Raw genomic sequence first — 17,617 nt, forward strand, 5'->3', positions numbered from 1 at the left:
GAATTTGCCTGGCGGCCTTAGCGCGGTGGTCCCACCTGACCCCATGCCGAACTCAGAAGTGAAACGCCGTAGCGCCGATGGTAGTGTGGGGTCTCCCCATGCGAGAGTAGGGAACTGCCAGGCATCAAATTACGAAGAATGGCACTGACCTTTGAGGCAGTTCACTACTCGATAAGAGAGTAGGACAAAAGCGAAAGCTTTTGAACGTTGCGAAGCAACGGCCCGAAGGGTGAATCGCGAAGTGATTCATAAACTGCCAGGCATCAAATTTAGCGTGCTGATATGGCTCAGTTGGTAGAGCGCACCCTTGGTAAGGGTGAGGTCCCCAGTTCGACTCTGGGTATCAGCACCACTTTTTAGGTTAAAGTTCGGCAGATTAGAAAAGAATTTGTCTGGCGGCAGTAGCGCGGTGGTCCCACCTGACCCCATGCCGAACTCAGAAGTGAAACGCCGTAGCGCCGATGGTAGTGTGGGGTCTCCCCATGCGAGAGTAGGGAACTGCCAGACATCAAATAAAACAAAAGGCCCAGTCGGAAGACTGGGCCTTTTGTTTTATCTGTTGTTTGTCGGTGAACACTCTCCCGAGTAGGACAAATCCGCCGGGAGCGGATTTGAACGTTGCGAAGCAACGGCCCGGAGGGTGGCGGGCAGGACGCCCGCCATAAACTGCCAGACATCAAATCAAGTGAAAGGCCATCCGAAAGGATGGCCTTTTTGCGTTCAGAATCCATGTAAAACTTAATGGATTACCTGCGATAAAAATGCCCTCGTACGCTCTGATTTAGGATGCGCAAAAAACTCATCCGGTGCAGCTTGTTCCACTATCTCCCCACGATCCATAAAAATCACCCGATCAGCGACGGTTCGCGCAAACCCCATCTCGTGCGTTACGCACAACATTGTCATACCTGACTGCGCCAGCCCAATCATTGTATCCAGCACTTCTTTCACCATCTCCGGATCGAGCGCAGACGTAGGTTCGTCAAACAGCATGATCTTTGGTTTCATACAAAGTGAACGTGCTATGGCAACACGTTGCTGCTGACCACCAGAAATCTGTCCCGGAAACTTCTGGGCATGTTCGGCAATTCTCACCCGCTCAAGGTAATGTATCGCCAGAGCTTCAGCCTCTTTCTTAGGCATCTTGCGTACCCAAATCGGTGCCAGGGTACAGTTCTGTAGAACGGTCAGATGAGGGAAGAGATTGAAATGCTGAAAGACCATTCCCACTTCCTGCCTGACGCGCTCAATATTGCGGATATCTTCATTAAGTTCGATGCCATCCACCACGATCCGTCCCTGTTGATGTTCTTCCAGATGATTAATACAACGAATGGTTGTCGATTTACCGGAACCAGAAGGGCCACACAGAACGATCCGTTCTCCCGGTTGCACGGTTAAATTTATATTTTTCAAAACATGGAATTGCCCATACCATTTATTGACGTTTTCCAGCGTAATCATCGCGTTAGCAGGTTGCAGTAAAATTTGGCTCATAGTGTCCTCAATGCGGTGTACGCCCGGTGTTAAAACGTTTTTCCAGATGTTGGCTATAACGTGACATGCTGAAACAGAAGATCCAGTAGATCAGTGCGGCGAAAACATACCCTTCCGTCGACATACCCAACCAGGCGGGATCAACGGTTGCCTGCTGAACGCTACTGAAAAGATCGAACAACCCGATGATGATCACCAGGCTGGTATCTTTGAAGAGTGCGATGATGGTATTTACCAGCCCAGGAATCACCAGCTTCAACGCCTGTGGCAGAATAACCAGCCCCTGGGTTTTCCAGTAACCCAACGCCAGCGACTCTGCCGCTTCATATTGCCCTTTAGGCAGCGCCTGTAATCCGCCTCGCACGACTTCCGCAACATATGCTGACTGAAACAGGATCACGCCAACCAGCGCGCGGATCAATTTGTCGATACTGGTGCCTTCTGCCATAAACAACGGCAGCATGACCGAAGACATAAACAGAACGGTAATCAGCGGTACACCGCGCCAGAACTCGATAAAAATGACCGATAAGATACGCACAATCGGCATATGGGAGCGGCGACCTAACGCCAGTAAGATCCCCCACGGCAGCGCCCCCGCAATCCCAACTGATGCAATAATTAAAGTGAGCGTCAGCCCGCCCCATTGCCTGGTTTCAACCCGTTCAAGACCAAGAAACCCGCCATACATCAGCCACCAGACAATCAGTGGGTAAATCACCGCCCAGACCGCAATATAGCGACCGCGATGCGGGAGTATTTTCCAGAACATTGGTGCGATAGAAACAAGGCCAATCAGTAATGCCAGGTTAATTCGCCAGCGTTGGTCGTGTGGGTAAAGCCCATACATAAACTGACCAAATCGTTCGTGGATGAAGACCCAACAGGCACCTGCTTTTGTGCAGTCGGCACGCGTTGAGCCAACCCAGTTAGCCTGCAAAAATGCCCAGTTCAGCAATGGTGGGATCAGTTCCCACATCAACCATATGCAGCCAATAGTCAGCAGGCTATTGCTCCAGCTGGAGAACAGATTTTTCCGCACCCACACCATCGCGCGGCTTGTGTTATGGCTCGCCGGGCGCGGGGGATGAGACAGCAATACTTTTGTCATCATGACTCCTTAGCGTTCAACGATCGCGATGCGGCGGTTATAAATATTCATCAGCAGCGAGATAGTCAAACTGATAATCAGATAGACCGACATGGTCATGGCTATAGTCTCGATGGCTTGCCCCGTCTGGTTTAGTACGGTGCCAGCAAACAGCGAAACCATATCCGGATAGCCAATAGCGGCGGCAAGAGAGGAGTTTTTGACGATGTTGAGATACTGGCTGGTTAATGGAGGAATAATCACTCGCAGTGCCTGAGGAATAATGACCTGGCGTAGCGTAACCGGGTTGGGCAATCCCAGTGACCTGGCAGCTTCATGTTGACCATAAGGCACCGCCTGAATCCCGGCGCGGATAATCTCGGCGATAAATGCAGAGGTATAAACCGAAAGCGCCAGCGTTAAGGCTGCCAGTTCAGGAATTAAAACCATCCCGCCGCGGAAATTAAAACCTTGTAGGGCTGGAACATCCCAGTGCAGTGCCGCGCCAAAAAGCCATTGCGCCAGTAAAGGCAAGCCAATGATTAATCCAACGGCGAACGGCCAGGTTCGGCGCAGTTGTCCGGTCTTTATCTGGTGTTTTTTATTAAAGCGATATAGCCCAACAGAAATGGCTATAGCCATAACAACAGTCAGGATAAACGCAATAAATCCGTCTCCCAGCTGCGGCGACGGAATATAAAGCCCACGATTGCTCAAAAAGGCCAGATCAAACGCACTCACTGCCTGGCGTGGTCCGGGCAAATTGCGCAACACGGCAAAGTACCAGAAGAAGATTTGCAGTAGCGGCGGAATATTACGGAAGATCTCAATATAAATTGTGGAAAGCTTTCGTAGCAGCCAGTTATCCGAAAGTCGTGCCAGACCGATAAAGAAGCCCAGAACAGAAGCGAATACAATACACAATGCAGAAACCAGCAGCGTATTGAGTAAGCCAACAATGAAAACGCGTCCGTAGGTATCACCCTGCTGGTAATCGATCAAATGCTGGACAATACCGAAGCCAGCGCCGCGATCCAGAAAGGCAAAACCCGAAGTAATGCCACGATTACTGAGATTCGTCACAGTGTTGTGAAATAGCCAACCAACAATGCCGACAACAGCAACAACGGCAAGGATCTGGAATAACCAGGCGCGAACCGTAGGGTTGGCAAAGGAGAGTGAGCCTTTAACGGTTGAGCGGCGATGAGACATAGAAACCTCGGAAAGCATAACGCTGAAGAGAGCGCCGCCGTAGCGACGCTCATTACCTCACACCGACTTAACGCACGGGCGGCGCGTACTGAATACCGCCGTTATTCCAGAGATTATTTTGCCCACGTTTAATCTTCAGGGGGCTTTCTGAACCTACGTTACGCTCAAAAATTTCCGAGTAATTACCCACCTGTTTGATGATGTTGTAAGCCCATTTATTATCCAGCTTCAGATCTTTACCGTAATCGCCCTCTTTACCCAGCAGATGCGCCATATCAGGCGTTGCAGGATTAGCCGCTTTTTCATCAACGTTTTGCGAATTAACGCCCATCTCTTCAGCATTCAGCATGGCGAAAAGCGTCCAGCGCACTATAGAGAACCATTCATCATCGCCACGACGAACTACCGGCCCAAGCGGTTCTTTAGAGATAACTTCCGGTAAAACAATCCATTCAGCTGGGTTGCTTAATTTGATGCGCAGGGCATACAGTTGTGATTGATCCGAGGCCAGCGTATCGCAGCGGCCAGATTCCAGTGCCTTCGCGGATTCGTCAGAGCGATCGAAAGTCACTGGTGTGTACTTCATATTGTTTGCCTTGAAGTAATCGGCGACGTTGAGTTCGGTATCAGTACCCGCCTGAATACAGACTGTTGCGCCATCCAGTTCTTTCGCGCTTTTTAATCCCGCTTTATCGTGCGTCAGGAAACCAATGCCGTCATAATAAGTGACGCCAGTAAATGCCATTCCCATACCGGCATCGCGAGAGGAAGTCCAGGTCGTATTACGGGAGAGCAAATCCACCTCCCCTGACTGTAAAGCCGTGAAGCGTTCTTTTGCAGTGAGCGGGGTATATTTCACTTTCGTGTCGTCACCAAATACAGCTGCCGCAACACCACGACAAACATCTACATCAATACCTGAAAACTTACCGTCAGCATCGGCATAAGAGAACCCAGGTAATCCATCACTGATCCCGCATTGCACAAAACCTTTTTTCTGAACGGCATCAAGCGTCGCGCCAGCATGCGCCTGATTTGCAACGGCAAGCAGCACGCTGGCGGCAGCCAGTGTGGCTATCATCATCTTTTTCATAATGCTTCCTGTGAGGCGAAAATTATCGTTATAGGACGTTTGGGAAACGTCTTTTACCTGTCTGTGGCCATCCTCTTATAAGCAAAAGTAGTGCCAGCTTTTGCGCACGATTTCGCGTCGCAATAAGCTGAGTGTAGACAGGAAATAATAAAAACAGCGCCCCGCAATGGTGCGAAAATGAAACATGCGCCACATTTTGGCGCAAAATATTTACGCATTTTTTACTAAGCAGAATAATGATTGTTAGCGTGAGTATATTTCTGGTAGGAAGTGTGAAAATTAAATTGATGCGTTATTTCGAAAGCAGCGAAATAACGCGATATAACATGCTAAATCAGCAGGGAATTACCCAGCAGAATATAGCAATATTTTATCTTATGGAGAGATACTGTATCGTTAAACAGAGCGCGGTACTCCGCGCCCTGTTCAGTTATTTCGACAGAGCGATGATCCCCATCGTCAGGCCAGCAACAGCTGCTGCCCCGCCAGCAATAGCCCCAGCCGTTTCCCAGTTATCCTGAGTCGTGCCTTTCATACAGGTATTGGTGTGAACCAGTCGACCCTGATCGTCATAAACCGGAACGCAGGGCGAATCGTGAGCACAGCCCGCCAGCAATGCGGTGAGCAATGCTACAGGAATTAATCTTTTCATGGTGTTACCTCAGTAATAAACGCTAACGCTTAATAAGTTAACTCTCTTATTAACGAGCTGAATGCCATTTTATCACTGGAGGTTATAAATCTTGCGGCATGAATAATGACAAATTATGTGAATTGTAAAAATAGTGAAGGGAGCGGGAACTATAGAAAGTTTTTAAAGAGTGAGTAGAAGAATATCTTATTAATTTTTATGGGTTTCACTGAAAATAATAAAGGCACCCGAAAGCGCCTTTATGTTTCTGATTTATCCTTTAAAGCAACGGCGGATAACCACAAAGAACACCGGCACGAAGAAGATTGCCAGCAACGTTGCAGAGACCATCCCGCCCATTACCCCGATACCCACTGCGTTCTGCGCGCCACTGCCGGCACCGTTACTGATAGCTAGCGGTAATACGCCGAGAATAAAGGCGAGAGAGGTCATCAGGATAGGACGCAGACGCATACGTACTGCCACCAGTGTCGCTTCAACAACACCTTTACCCTCTTTCTCCATGAGATCTTTAGCGAACTCAACAATCAAAATAGCGTTTTTGGCCGACAAGCCAATTGTCGTTAGCAAGCCCACCATAAAGTAGACGTCATTTTTTTGATTAAAGAGTGTCGCCGCCAGTAGCACGCCGACAATCCCTAACGGCACGACTAACATAACCGAGACAGGAATTGACCAGCTTTCATAGAGTGCAGCAAGGCACAGGAAAACAACCACAAAGGAAATTGCTACCAGAGCGGGAGCTTGGTTTCCCGATAAGCGTTCCTGATATGACATACCCGTCCAGTCATAACCAATGCCAGCTGGTAATTGTGATGCAAGGTTTTCCATCAACGCCATGGCATCGCCGGAACTGGTTCCTGGCGCGGCTTCCCCCTGAATCTCCATTGACGGCAGACCGTTGTAGCGCTCCAGTCGCGGAGAGCCATACACCCAATGTGCAGTGGTAAAGGCAGAGAATGGCACCATTTCGCCGTTGGCGCTGCGGACATAAAGTTTATCGACATCTTCTGGCAGCATACGGAATTTGGCATCCGCCTGAACATACACCTTTTTCACGCGACCACGGTCAATGAAGTCGTTAACGTAAGTCCCACCCAACGCCGTTGAAATGGTCTGATTGATGTCAGAAAGTGAAACACCTAATGCCTGCGCCTTTTCCTGGTCAACTTCCAGTTTAAACTGCGCGGTGTCTTCCAGACCATTAGGACGCACGCTGACTAAGCTGGCAGGATGTTGCGCCGCCATGCCAAGCAACTGGTTACGGGCCTGGGTCAGGGCATCGTGACCCAGCCCAGCCTGATCAATTAACTCAAAGTCGAAACCCGTTGCCGTGCCCAGTTCAACAATGGCTGGCATATTGAATGGAATGACAAAACCGTCGCGGATCTTGCCCAATTCCATTTTGGCACGATGGATTACCGCTTCCGCACTGTTTTCGTCACCACTACGCTCTTCCCACGGTTTCAGACTGACGAAAGCCATACCGGCATTTTGTGCCTGGCCGCTGAAGCTAAAGCCGTTAACCGTAAAGACACTTTCTACGTTCGCTTTCTCGTTCTTCAGATAGTAATCCGTCACTTGATCCAACACTTTTTGCGTCCGCTCTTGCGTCGCGCCAGCGGGTAACTGAATCATAGTCAGAAAGACACCCTGATCCTCTTCAGGTAAGAAGGAAGACGGAAGACGTAAAAACAACACCACCATTCCAGCAACAATTAGTGCATAGATCAGTAAATATCGTCCTGTGGAACCGAGGATTTTGCCGACGCTGTTGGTGTAGTGGTTAACGCTATGATCGAAGGTGGTATTAAACCAGCCGAAGAAACCGCCCTTATTTTCGTGATGCTCAGCAGAGACGGGTTTGAGCAGTGTTGCACATAACGCTGGGGTAAGAATCAATGCCACCAGAACAGAAAGCGCCATTGCCGAAACGATGGTGATAGAGAACTGGCGGTAAATTGCCCCAGTAGAACCGCCGAAGAATGCCATTGGAATAAATACCGCTGACAGCACCATCGCGATACCCACCAGTGCGCCCTGGATTTGCGACATTGATTTTTCCGTCGCTTCTTTTGGCGGGAGCTTATCCTCCATCATCACGCGCTCGACGTTCTCCACCACCACTATCGCATCATCGACGAGCAGCCCGATGGCAAGCACCATCCCGAACATAGTTAGTGTATTGATGGAGTAACCAAAAGCGGCGAGGATGGCAAACGTCCCTAACAACACCACGGGTACCGCAATGGTGGGGATCAGCGTTGCTCGCATATTCTGCAAGAACAGATACATCACCAGGAACACCAGCATAATGGCTTCGAACAGCGTTTTTACCACTTCGTGAATAGAAAGCTGGACGAATGGTGTGGTGTCATAAGGGTAGAGAACCTTCATTCCCTGCGGGAAGAATGGCTGTAATTCCGCCAGTTTTGCCTTAATGGCTTTCGCGGTATCGAGAGCATTCGCGCCGGTTGCCAGCTTAATACCCAGGCCCGCCGCCGGTTTACCGTTGATGCGAGCGATAACGTTATAGTTTTCACCGCCAAGTTCAACCCGTGCGACATCTTTCAGGCGTACCACCGAGCCGTCACTGTTTACGCGCAGGGTCACTTTGCCGAATTCTTCCGGATTTTTTAACCGCGTCTGAGCAATAATCGAGGCGTTCAACTGTTGCCCTGGTAACGCTGGCGTTCCGCCCAACTGTCCGGCAGCGATCTGATCGTTCTGTACCTTCAACTGGTTAATCACATCAACCGGCGTCAGTTTATATTTGTTTAGCAGATCGGCGTCCAACCAGATACGCATCGCATACTGTGCGCCGAAAAGCTGTACGTCACCGACGCCATTCAGACGGCTGAGCGTATCTTTAACGTTAGAGGCCACATAGTCCGAGATATCGTCCTGTGTGGTGCCTGGGTTATCAGAGACAAAGCCCGCCACCATCAAATAGCTGCTACTGGACTTTTCAACACTGATCCCCTGCTGCTGAACCTCTTGCGGCAGCAACGGCGTGGCGAGCTGGAGTTTGTTCTGCACCTGCACTTGCGCGATATCTGGATCGGTCCCGGACTGGAAGGTAAGGGTAATTGTCACGCTACCGGCGGAATCGCTGGTGGAGGACATATACATCAGGTTATCGATACCATTCATATTCTGTTCGATAACCTGCGTCACCGTATCCTGCACGGTCTGCGCATCAGCGCCCGGATAGTTTGCCGAAACAGAAACTGCAGGCGGCGCAATGGTTGGGTATTGGGCGACGGGCAATTGTAGGATCGCCAGTACACCCGCCATCATCAGAATAATGGCCAGCACCCATGCAAATATCGGTCGTCGAATAAAAAAGTTTGCCATGTCAGATTGCCTTACTTCGATGCAGTATCTGCGGGGGTATCGGTAGTGGCTTTAACCTGCTCTCCCGGACGCGCTTTTTGCAGGCCGCTGACAATGACTTGATCGCCAGATTTCAGCCCTTCGCTAATCAACCATTTATCGCCAATCGCCTGGCTGGCAACGACAGGGCGCGCTTCAACCTGACTTTTATCGTTAACAATCAGCACGGTTGCATCACCACGCGGTGTGCGGCTAACGCCTTGTTGCGGGATAAGAATGGCATCAGGTTGGACGCCTTCATCAATCCGTGCGCGCACAAACATACCAGGTAAAAGCGTATGTTGCGGGTTAGGGAAGACGGCACGTAGGGTTATGGAGCCGGTGCTTTCATCAACGGTAACATCGGAGAATTGCAGCGTACCTTTCAGGGGATAGGTTTGACCGTTCTCCATGACCAACTCTACGTTGCTGGTGGCGTTCTCCTTATGCAAATTTCCTTGCTCTACGGATTGCTTCAGCCTCATAAAATCGTTGCTGGATTGGGTCACATCAACGTAGATAGGATCGAGCTGCTGGACAGTCGCCAGTTCAGTCGTTTGCCCATTAGTGACAAGAGCGCCTTCGGTCACAGTAGATTTGCCGATACGTCCGCTAATTGGCGCAGTCACTTTGGTATAAGCGAGATTGATGCGAGCGCTTTCGACCGTGGCTTTTGCGGCAATCACGGCGGCATCGGCCTGGCGAGCATCAGCAATGGCCTGGTCGTACTCCTGCTGACTGATGTATTTCGTACCCACGAGCGGAACGTAACGTTTTACCGTCAAATGCGCGATGGCGGCGGCGGCTTCACTTTTCGCCAGTTCGCCTTTCGCGCTGTCATAACTTGCCTGATAGGTCGCGGGATCGATCTGGTACAGAGACTGGCCTGCTTGCACATCGCTGCCTTCAGTGAAATTGCGACTCAGTACGATCCCGCTAACCTGTGGGCGAACTTCGGCTATACGGTAAGCATTGGTGCGGCCTGGTAATTCAGTCTTAACTTCTAACGGGGCCGTTTTCACAATATGAACGGTAACCTGCGGTTCACCGACGTGAGCTTTCTCTTCTCCCTTATCGTTACAACCGGCGATTAAAGCCGCGGAGATCAGAATAAAGGAGGGCAGGAGGAAAAACCTGGCATGTTTCGTCATTACTATTCCTCAAAAAACCAAAAGCGCGTTATTTACCCAAAAAGGCAACGCGTTAACTCGCAGAAAGAAAAATACAGTTCGCTATCCTACAAATTATCATTCGTCGATGTAAGGAATAGTTATGAATACTGGCGTCTCAAGGCACATAAACACAAAAAAGATTAATATTTTACTGTTTTATTTTGACGCGGGTTGAAAGAGGTAGAATCAAATCCTCGTAAATTGAAATATATATTGATAGAGTGAATGTATTTTAGGTAAATAATAAACGTTATTTATTTGACGATTTATAGCAACTCAATATTAGCCTCTCGTATAAATATACATTAGGTGATAGATTAACCTTCGCTATTTTCTCATCCTGTGTCGAATATATTTATTTCCTGAATAATTAATCATGGCAAAAAGAACCAAAGCTGAAGCCCTGAAGACCCGGCAAGAACTGATTGAAACTGCCATCGCCCAGTTTGCGCAGCATGGCGTAAGCAAGACGACGCTCAACGACATTGCCGACGCCGCTAACGTTACGCGTGGCGCTATCTACTGGCACTTCGAGAACAAGACCCAACTGTTTAATGAGATGTGGTTGCAACAGCCTTCATTGCGGGAGTTAATCCAGGATCACTTGACTGCTGGGTTAGAGCATGACCCGTTTCAGCAATTGCGTGAAAAATTGATTGTTGGCTTGCAATATATTGCCAAAATTCCCCGCCAGCAGGCGTTGCTGAAAATCTTATATCACAAATGTGAATTTAATGATGAGATGCTGGCAGAGGGAGTGATACGCGAAAAGATGGGCTTTAATCCGCAGACTCTCCGCGAAGTATTGCAGGCATGTCAGCAACAAGGTTGTATAGCAAATAATCTCGATTTAGATGTTGTGATGATTATTATTGATGGAGCCTTCAGCGGTATTGTTCAAAACTGGTTAATGAATATGGCGGGTTATGATCTTTATAAACAAGCACCCGCACTGGTCGATAACGTATTAAGAATGTTCATGCCAGATGAAAACATAACGAAATTAATTCATCAAACGAATGAATTAAGTGTCATATAAATTCACATTCTGTCCTGAAAATTCAGTTCGTCACAGTTAACCAGTTTTAGTGGATTAACTGAGTTCATATTGCGGCATTTGTCTGTTTCTGTTGCCAGCAGTTCAATCCACTGCATCAGTAAAGTATCAAACAGAAAAACGAAGACAGCGAAAACGACGAGCCACCAATACTTGCGAATCATTACCTGAGCCTGTGCATGTTTAACCAAGTCTGGCAGGAAATATACACGAAATGAATAATCTGAAAACCAGGCTTACACTTCCTTTACTTTGCAATGAGATCGGGGTCAACTTCGCTTAACCGGCTTCGTTTTGACAGGTTGCCGGTCTTTCTTTTTTTCACTTTCGCCAGTTCTTCCGCAGAGTAATGCGACGCGACATCCAGCCGTCGAAGCCCCATTTTGATGTACTCGCTGTTGATCTCAATACCAATGAATTTTCGCCCGCTGGCGGCGGCTACGGCACCGGTAGTAAAGCTACCGGCAAACGGGTCGAGAACGATATCGCCTGGGTTGGAAGAGGCGAGAATAATGCGTTTCAGTAAGGCTTCCGGTTTTTGCGTCGGGTGATTCTCATATTCATCCATCAAATAACGCACGCGCGGAAAATCCCAGACGTTACCCGGTACTTTTTGATGATTGTAAGGCTGTGGAGGATTTTTGCGATAATCGATCAACGCGCGCTGCGATCCGGTTTTGGCTTCTACCAGAATAGCATCACCGTTGAACGTGTAGTTCTTTGCGTCTTTCACCATCATCAGGATGGGTTCGTACATGGAGCCGTAGTGTTTTTTCGCCTGCACTCCAGAACTGTCATATGACCAGACGATGCGACTTTTGATGGTAAAAAGCTTGCGGCACTGGAGATCGATAAAGGGCATGTTTTCCGTGCTGTTCATGATGTACATGCTGCCCTGCTTTTTCAGAACGCGGTGGCACTCTGCAATCACTTCAAACAGCCAGTCGATAAACAGATCTTCTTTCCAGGCTTCGATCAGACCATCAAAATTTTTACCGATGTTATACGGTGGGTCGGCAAAGATCAGATCTACACTTTCGGCGGGGATCTTTTTAAGTTCGGTTAATGCATCACCCTGGATGATGGTCTTTGCTTCATTACCAAATCGGGTCGGTTCACATCCTGTTCTCATGGTCACTCCCTTTGTGACACCTATAAAAAAGGCGCTTCCCCATGCCGAGTAGCGCCTTTTTAATCAAGCATTTAGCTAACCTGAATTAGTTCATGCCGTATTTTTTCAATTTTTTACGCAGCGTACCACGGTTGATGCCCATCATCAGCGCAGCACGGGTCTGGTTACCACGGGTGTATTGCATCACCATGTCCAACAGGGGCTGTTCTACTTCAGCCAGTACCAGCTCATAGAGGTCATTCACATCCTGACCGTTCAGTTGAGCAAAATAGTTCTTCAGTGCCTGTTTAACCGAGTCACGCAGGGGTTTTTGGGTTACCTGATCCTGAGAGTTAACGGTAGAAACGGTCAGTACGTCAGAATTTACGCGTTGTTCGAACATAGTTCTGTCAGCTCTTTATTTCTGTTTACGCAAAATTTTCGAAGTATGCCTCCAACGCCTCCAGCTGTTCGCTGGCATCCTCAATGGCGTTGAATGTGCGCCGAAACTGGTCATTTGGAGCGTGTTCCTGGAGATACCAGGAAACGTGTTTACGTGCAATTCGGTACCCTTTTGCCGGACCATAAAAGTCATGCAGTTCCCGAACGTGCGCGCAAAGCAAGCGCTTAACCTCTGCCAAAGGCTGCGGGGGCAGCAACTCCCCAGTGTCCAGATAATGCTGGATTTCCCGAAAGATCCAGGGTCTTCCCTGAGCTGCGCGGCCTATCATCAGGGCATCCGCCCCTGTATAGTCGAGCACAGCTCTGGCTTTAAGCGGGTCAGTAATGTCGCCATTCGCGATAACCGGAATGGAAACTTTCTGCTTAACTGCCCGAATACTGTCGTACTCAGCTTCTCCATTGAACAAACAGGCGCGTGTTCGGCCATGAATGGTCAGAGCCTGAATGCCACAGTCTTCAGCCAGTTGGGCAATCTCTTCGCAGTTACGGTGTTCCGGCGCCCAGCCGGTGCGAATCTTCAGGGTAACAGGAACGTCCACTGCATTGACGACCTCGGTAAGGATCGATTTAACGACATCCGGGTACTGCAAGAGGGCTGAACCTGCGAGCTTGCGATTCACTTTTTTAGCCGGGCAACCCATATTGATATCAATAATCTGGGCACCGCTTTCCACGTTAATACGTGCTGCATCCGCCATTTCTTTCGGATCGCTACCGGCAATTTGCACGGTGCGAATACCGGGTTCATCAATGTGCACCATCCGTAAACGAGATTTGTCGCTTTCCCAAACCTGTGGGTTAGAAGACATCATCTCGGATACTGTCAATCCGGCTCCCATCTCGTAGCACAACGTCCGAAAAGGTCTGTCTGTAATGCCAGCCATGGGCGCTGCGATCAGGCGATTTCTGAGCTGATATTGTCCGATGCGCATGAGTTAAGAAATGACCATACTGTGACTGCAAGGCGGCGTATATTACGCATTTTTTGCACGAGATGAAAGGCCAAACTTTGACCAATCCTCTGAGATGGATCAAAGAATTGCATTTAAAATGAGCTTAGCGCGATAATTACTCATAAAAATCATCATATTAGAAAATAGTGACTAAAATTTACACTCCAAGAAATTTGAGTAAGTTCTCAATTTTTCTTTATGAATGAAAATTTTGGCACGCAAATCTGCGTAAATAATCGGCAAATTAACGTGCCTTTTGTGACCTTGCTCGCACTTCGCCTTGCGTCACCATACGGCGATGCGAAGGTTAATTCTTACGACCGGTAATGCGGCACCACTCTTCTTTTTCCACGACCGGGTCCAGAGCGAAGCTGTCGGCATAAGCTTCACAAACGCTCTCTGCCTGGCTTGCCAGAATACCGGAAAGGCCCAGCAAGCCACCTGAAACCGGCAGGACGCTGATTAACGGTGCCAGTTCACGTAATGGGCCTGCAAGGATGTTAGCGACCACCACGTCGGCTTTCATTTCTTCTGGCTGATCTTTCGGTAAGTAGAGTTCCAGACGGTCAGAAACGCCATTACGTTCGGCGTTATCGCGGCTGGCCTGAATCGCCTGCGGGTCGATATCAATACCAATGGCTTTTGCTGCACCCAGCTTCAGCGCCGCGATAGCCAGAATGCCGGAACCGCAGCCAAAGTCGATGACCGTTTTACCGGTTAAATCGAGGCTGTCGAGCCATTGCAGGCACAGAGAGGTAGTTGGATGAGTCCCTGTACCAAACGCCAGACCTGGGTCTAACATTACGTTGACGGCGTTTTCGTCCGGCACATCACGCCAGCTTGGGCAGATCCACAGTCGTTCACCAAAGCGCATCGGGTGGAAATTATCCATCCATTCGCGCTCCCAGTCTTTATCTTCCAGTTGTTCGATTTTGTGCGCGAAGCCTGCGCCGAGCAGCGGATGATTCTCCAGAATCGCCACTACTTCATTCATGTCGGTTTCAGCATCGAACAGACCAATCACATCGGTGTCGCCCCACAGGCGCGTTTCGCCCGGCAGCGGCTCAAATACAGGCGTATCGTGGGTATCCTGAAAAGTGATAGAAACGGCACCCGCTTCCATCAGCGCATCGCTAAGTTCTTCAGCATTCGCGCCGGTAGTGTTCAGTTTCAGTTGGATCCAAGGCATGGCAAAACTCTTTATTTATCAGTAGTCAAAACGGTAGCTTGCGGGACGGATGTACCGAAACGGTTTCCGACCAGGAAAGCCAGCAAACTTAGTAGTAACGAGGGCACGATAGGGTGGAAGCCCAGGTACTGAATATTCAGCGTCGCGAGTACGGCATACAGTACGCCGCCAACGATCATCGCACTTAGCGCGCCTTTGGCGTTGGCGCGTTCCCAGTAAAGACCCAGCACCAGCGGCCACAGGAAAACGGCTTCCAGCCCACCGAAGGCCAGCAAATTCAGCCAGATGATCATTTCTGGTGGCTTCCAGGCGGCAAGCAGCAGCAACGCACCGAGAACCAACGTGATCACCGCCGACATCCGCTTCAGACGCGTCTCGTTTTGCATTTGATCCGGACGGATATTCAGATAGAGATCTTTAATGATCGTAGCGGAACTTTGCAGCAACTGGGCATTGATCGTCGACATGATCGCAGCCATAGGTGCAGCCAGGAAGATCCCGGCAGCAAACGGTGGCAGCACTTTTACCATCAACGTCGGGATCACCAGGTCCGGTACGGTGAGATCGGGGATCACCGCCCGACCTAACGCTCCGGCCAGGTGCATACCGAACATCAGGATTGCGACCACAATCGTACCGATGATGATCCCCCGATGTACGGCTTTGCTGTCTTTATAAGAGATACAGCGCACCGCAGTATGCGGCAGGCCAATCACGCCAAAACACACCAGCACCCAGAACGACGTCATAAACGCAGGTGACAGAATATCGTCAGCGCCTTGTGGCGTAACCAGTTGCGGATCGATGGTTTGCAGCGTCTCTACTGCATTGCTTAAGCCGCCAGCAGCATGGACTACGCCAATAAGCAGCACAATGGTGCCAATCAGCATCACCAACCCTTGCATGGTGTCGTTCAGCACGCTGGCGCGAAAGCCGCCAAAGGCGGTGTAGAGCGCAATGCTGATGCCAAAAATCAGCAAACCTGTTTCATAAGGGATACCCGCCGCGGTTTCCAGCAGGCGCGCACCGCCGATAAACTGCACGGTCATCGCACCAACGAACGCAACCAGCAAACTCAAACTCGCCAGCCACACCAGCAGGCGACTCTGGTAGCGGGCAAACAGCATATCGTTCAGCGTCACCGCATTGTAGCGGCGCGCGAGAATTGCGAACTTCTTGCCGAGAATACCGAGCGAAAGCCAGACCGCAGGTAGCTGAATCATTGCCAGCAATACCCAACCCAGGCCGTATTTATAAGCAGCTCCTGGCCCGCCGATAAACGAACTGGCACTGATATAGGTCGCGGTGAGCGTCATCGCCAGCACAATACCGCCCATAGAACGGCTGCCGAGGAAATACTCATTGAGGAAGGTGCCGGTGTTCCGTTTACGCATTGCATAAACTGAAATCCCGAACACCACCACCAGATAGGCGACCAGCGGTAGAATCACTTCAAGCTGCATCGTCATCCTCCAGCGGGATATCGCGATAGATAAATTTCACCATCGCCCAGCACAGTCCAATAAACAGCAGCGGCGTCAGGATGCAAGCCATCTCAAACCAGCGTGGAAAGCCGGTAAAACCGGGGGCAACGCCAGGTAAGTAAGCGGCCACTAACCATGCCGCCAGATACAAAAGGGTCAGCCCCAGCGCCCAGCGCGCCTCTTTATGGGCCTGAACAAAACGAGTGTCCACGGAAGGGGTCCTCCTCATGGGGGGATACGAGAAACGGGCAATTCTACGGCAACTCTTCAGGCAGGGAAAATAATCTGACAGAAAATTGCCATTCAGTGCTGCTGCAAAAAGTCTTCAATGTCAGTCAGTGAGGATATCCCTTCCATCGGACCTTGCCGCATTACGGCGAGCGCGCCGCTGGCGTTAGCATATTGCAGCGCCTTATGTGCCGGGAAACCTGATAAGAAAAGAGTGATAAACGTTGCGCCAAAACAGTCGCCAGCACCCGTTGGATCGATTATTTCGATATCGTGGCCTGCAACATGCTGGGCATGTAATGTACCGTTTTTTATCTTGTAATAGCTGGCTCCATGCTGGGCGCGTTTTATCGCTACATGTTTTACGCCGCCGTGTAGAAGATCGCTAACAATCTGTTCTTCTGACAGATTTTTGTGACGCGCGAAGAAAGGGAGTTCGCTTTCGCTGGGGATAAAAATATCCGTATATTCAATCAAATAATCGAGAGCCTGCGCCATTTCAGGAATACTCAGCATCTCTTTGCGAATATTGGGATCGAAAGAAACGGTGCCGCCAGCCGATTTGATCGTCGTTATTGCTTTACGCATGACATCGATCATGCGAAATGAGAACAATGATGAGCCCACAATATGCAGATGGTTACACTGTTTTAGCAGATCCTTATCAATGTGCTCGGCAGTAAACAAACCGCAGGCGCTGTTAGGGATATTAAAGACGAAATCCCGCTGCTGTGGATTTTGATAACTTACGAACGCCGTACCTGTCACGGCATTGTTCATCACGTGGATCCCATCGGTAATGACACCTTCATGACGAAGACGTTCTACAATGAGTCGGCCAAAATCATCATTACCAACACATCCGAAGAAGATGGCCCGATGGGACAGTTTTGCCACTTGAGCTGCAAAAATTGCAGGCGCACCGCTAGGAAATGGCCCGATAAACTCCCCCGGCTGAGTGAATTTTTGATGTGGGTTGCGGGACAAAAACTCGGCCAGCAATTCGCCCATAGCGCAGATAGTTATTGTCACAAAACCCCTC

The 17,617-nt window shown here is 49.6% G+C and carries 16 protein-coding genes, 1 tRNA gene and 2 rRNA genes; 4 read left to right on the forward strand and 15 right to left on the reverse strand.

Features of this window, described 5'->3' with window-relative positions; genetic code table 11:
• Positions 1-7 precede the first annotated feature (7 nt).
• The 3 genes from rrf (BEB54_RS18870) (at position 8) to rrf (BEB54_RS18880) (ending at position 507) form a co-directional block, all read left to right on the forward strand.
• Positions 8-123 (forward strand): 5S ribosomal RNA (rrf, locus tag BEB54_RS18870).
• Positions 124-276: 153 nt separating this feature from the next.
• Positions 277-352 (forward strand) — tRNA-Thr (locus tag BEB54_RS18875).
• 39 nt (positions 353-391) lie between these two features.
• Positions 392-507, forward strand: a 5S ribosomal RNA gene (gene rrf, locus BEB54_RS18880).
• Positions 508-738: 231 nt separating this feature from the next.
• Here rrf (BEB54_RS18880) and BEB54_RS18885 read toward each other — a convergent pair.
• The 7 genes from BEB54_RS18885 to acrE all read right to left on the reverse strand — a co-directional run bounded on the left by BEB54_RS18885 (position 739) and on the right by acrE (position 10,070).
• Positions 739-1,497, reverse strand: a complete 759-nt coding sequence (locus BEB54_RS18885; RefSeq protein WP_032185228.1) for an amino acid ABC transporter ATP-binding protein — start codon at positions 1,495-1,497, stop codon at positions 739-741.
• 7 nt (positions 1,498-1,504) lie between these two features.
• Positions 1,505-2,608 (reverse strand): amino acid ABC transporter permease, encoded by a 1,104-nt coding sequence (locus tag BEB54_RS18890; protein ID WP_032185227.1) that lies wholly within the window; start codon positions 2,606-2,608, stop codon positions 1,505-1,507.
• 9 nt (positions 2,609-2,617) lie between these two features.
• On the reverse strand, positions 2,618-3,799 hold the full coding sequence (locus BEB54_RS18895) for an amino acid ABC transporter permease (protein ID WP_105276818.1): 1,182 nt from the start codon (positions 3,797-3,799) through the stop codon (positions 2,618-2,620).
• 67 nt (positions 3,800-3,866) lie between these two features.
• Entirely contained in the window at positions 3,867-4,892 is a 1,026-nt protein-coding gene (locus tag BEB54_RS18900) for an amino acid ABC transporter substrate-binding protein (RefSeq protein ID WP_000738584.1), read from the reverse strand.
• Positions 4,893-5,322: 430 nt separating this feature from the next.
• Entirely contained in the window at positions 5,323-5,544 is a 222-nt protein-coding gene (locus BEB54_RS18915) for a membrane protein (protein ID WP_000825639.1), read from the reverse strand.
• A 252-nt stretch (positions 5,545-5,796) separates the two neighbouring features.
• Positions 5,797-8,901: a multidrug efflux RND transporter permease subunit AcrF gene (gene acrF, locus BEB54_RS18920; protein ID WP_001273306.1), complete on the reverse strand. Its 3,105-nt coding sequence runs from the start codon at positions 8,899-8,901 to the stop codon at positions 5,797-5,799.
• An 11-nt stretch (positions 8,902-8,912) separates the two neighbouring features.
• Complete coding sequence (acrE, locus tag BEB54_RS18925) at positions 8,913-10,070, reverse strand: multidrug efflux RND transporter periplasmic adaptor subunit AcrE (protein WP_000160362.1); 1,158 nt, start codon at positions 10,068-10,070, stop codon at positions 8,913-8,915.
• A gap of 397 nt (positions 10,071-10,467) precedes the next feature.
• Here acrE and acrS point away from each other — a divergent pair, with 397 nt between their 5' ends.
• Positions 10,468-11,130: a multidrug efflux transporter transcriptional repressor AcrS gene (acrS, locus tag BEB54_RS18935; RefSeq protein WP_001129503.1), complete on the forward strand. Its 663-nt coding sequence runs from the start codon at positions 10,468-10,470 to the stop codon at positions 11,128-11,130.
• Positions 11,131-11,132: 2 nt separating this feature from the next.
• On the opposite strand, the gene BEB54_RS18940 is transcribed toward acrS, so the two are convergent.
• From BEB54_RS18940 to BEB54_RS18975, 8 genes are all read right to left on the reverse strand, one after another.
• Entirely contained in the window at positions 11,133-11,312 is a 180-nt protein-coding gene (locus tag BEB54_RS18940; RefSeq protein ID WP_001295275.1) for a DUF2556 family protein, read from the reverse strand.
• Between the two features lie 83 nt (positions 11,313-11,395).
• Entirely contained in the window at positions 11,396-12,280 is an 885-nt protein-coding gene (gene yhdJ, locus BEB54_RS18945) for an adenine-specific DNA-methyltransferase (protein ID WP_001258939.1), read from the reverse strand.
• Positions 12,281-12,365: 85 nt separating this feature from the next.
• Positions 12,366-12,662, reverse strand: a complete 297-nt coding sequence (gene fis / locus BEB54_RS18950) for a DNA-binding transcriptional regulator Fis (protein WP_000462905.1) — start codon at positions 12,660-12,662, stop codon at positions 12,366-12,368.
• A gap of 25 nt (positions 12,663-12,687) precedes the next feature.
• A complete protein-coding gene (dusB, locus tag BEB54_RS18955) occupies positions 12,688-13,653 on the reverse strand; it encodes a tRNA dihydrouridine synthase DusB (RefSeq protein ID WP_063114703.1) in 966 nt (321 codons plus the stop codon).
• 328 nt (positions 13,654-13,981) lie between these two features.
• Positions 13,982-14,863, reverse strand: coding sequence for a 50S ribosomal protein L11 methyltransferase (gene prmA, locus BEB54_RS18960; RefSeq protein WP_032185218.1), 882 nt, complete (start codon positions 14,861-14,863; stop codon positions 13,982-13,984).
• 11 nt (positions 14,864-14,874) lie between these two features.
• Positions 14,875-16,326: a sodium/pantothenate symporter gene (gene panF / locus BEB54_RS18965; RefSeq protein ID WP_039021315.1), complete on the reverse strand. Its 1,452-nt coding sequence runs from the start codon at positions 16,324-16,326 to the stop codon at positions 14,875-14,877.
• Entirely contained in the window at positions 16,316-16,558 is a 243-nt protein-coding gene (locus BEB54_RS18970) for a YhdT family protein (RefSeq protein WP_062891041.1), read from the reverse strand. The genes panF and BEB54_RS18970 overlap by 11 nt, the downstream gene beginning before the upstream one ends.
• A 92-nt stretch (positions 16,559-16,650) precedes the next feature.
• Positions 16,651-17,586: a sugar kinase gene (locus BEB54_RS18975; RefSeq protein WP_105276817.1), complete on the reverse strand. Its 936-nt coding sequence runs from the start codon at positions 17,584-17,586 to the stop codon at positions 16,651-16,653.
• Positions 17,587-17,617: the final 31 nt, after the last annotated feature.

Origin of the sequence: Escherichia sp. MOD1-EC6021, assembly GCF_002965245.1 — a bacterium.
Taxonomy (GTDB): Bacteria; Pseudomonadota; Gammaproteobacteria; order Enterobacterales; family Enterobacteriaceae; genus Escherichia; species Escherichia coli_F.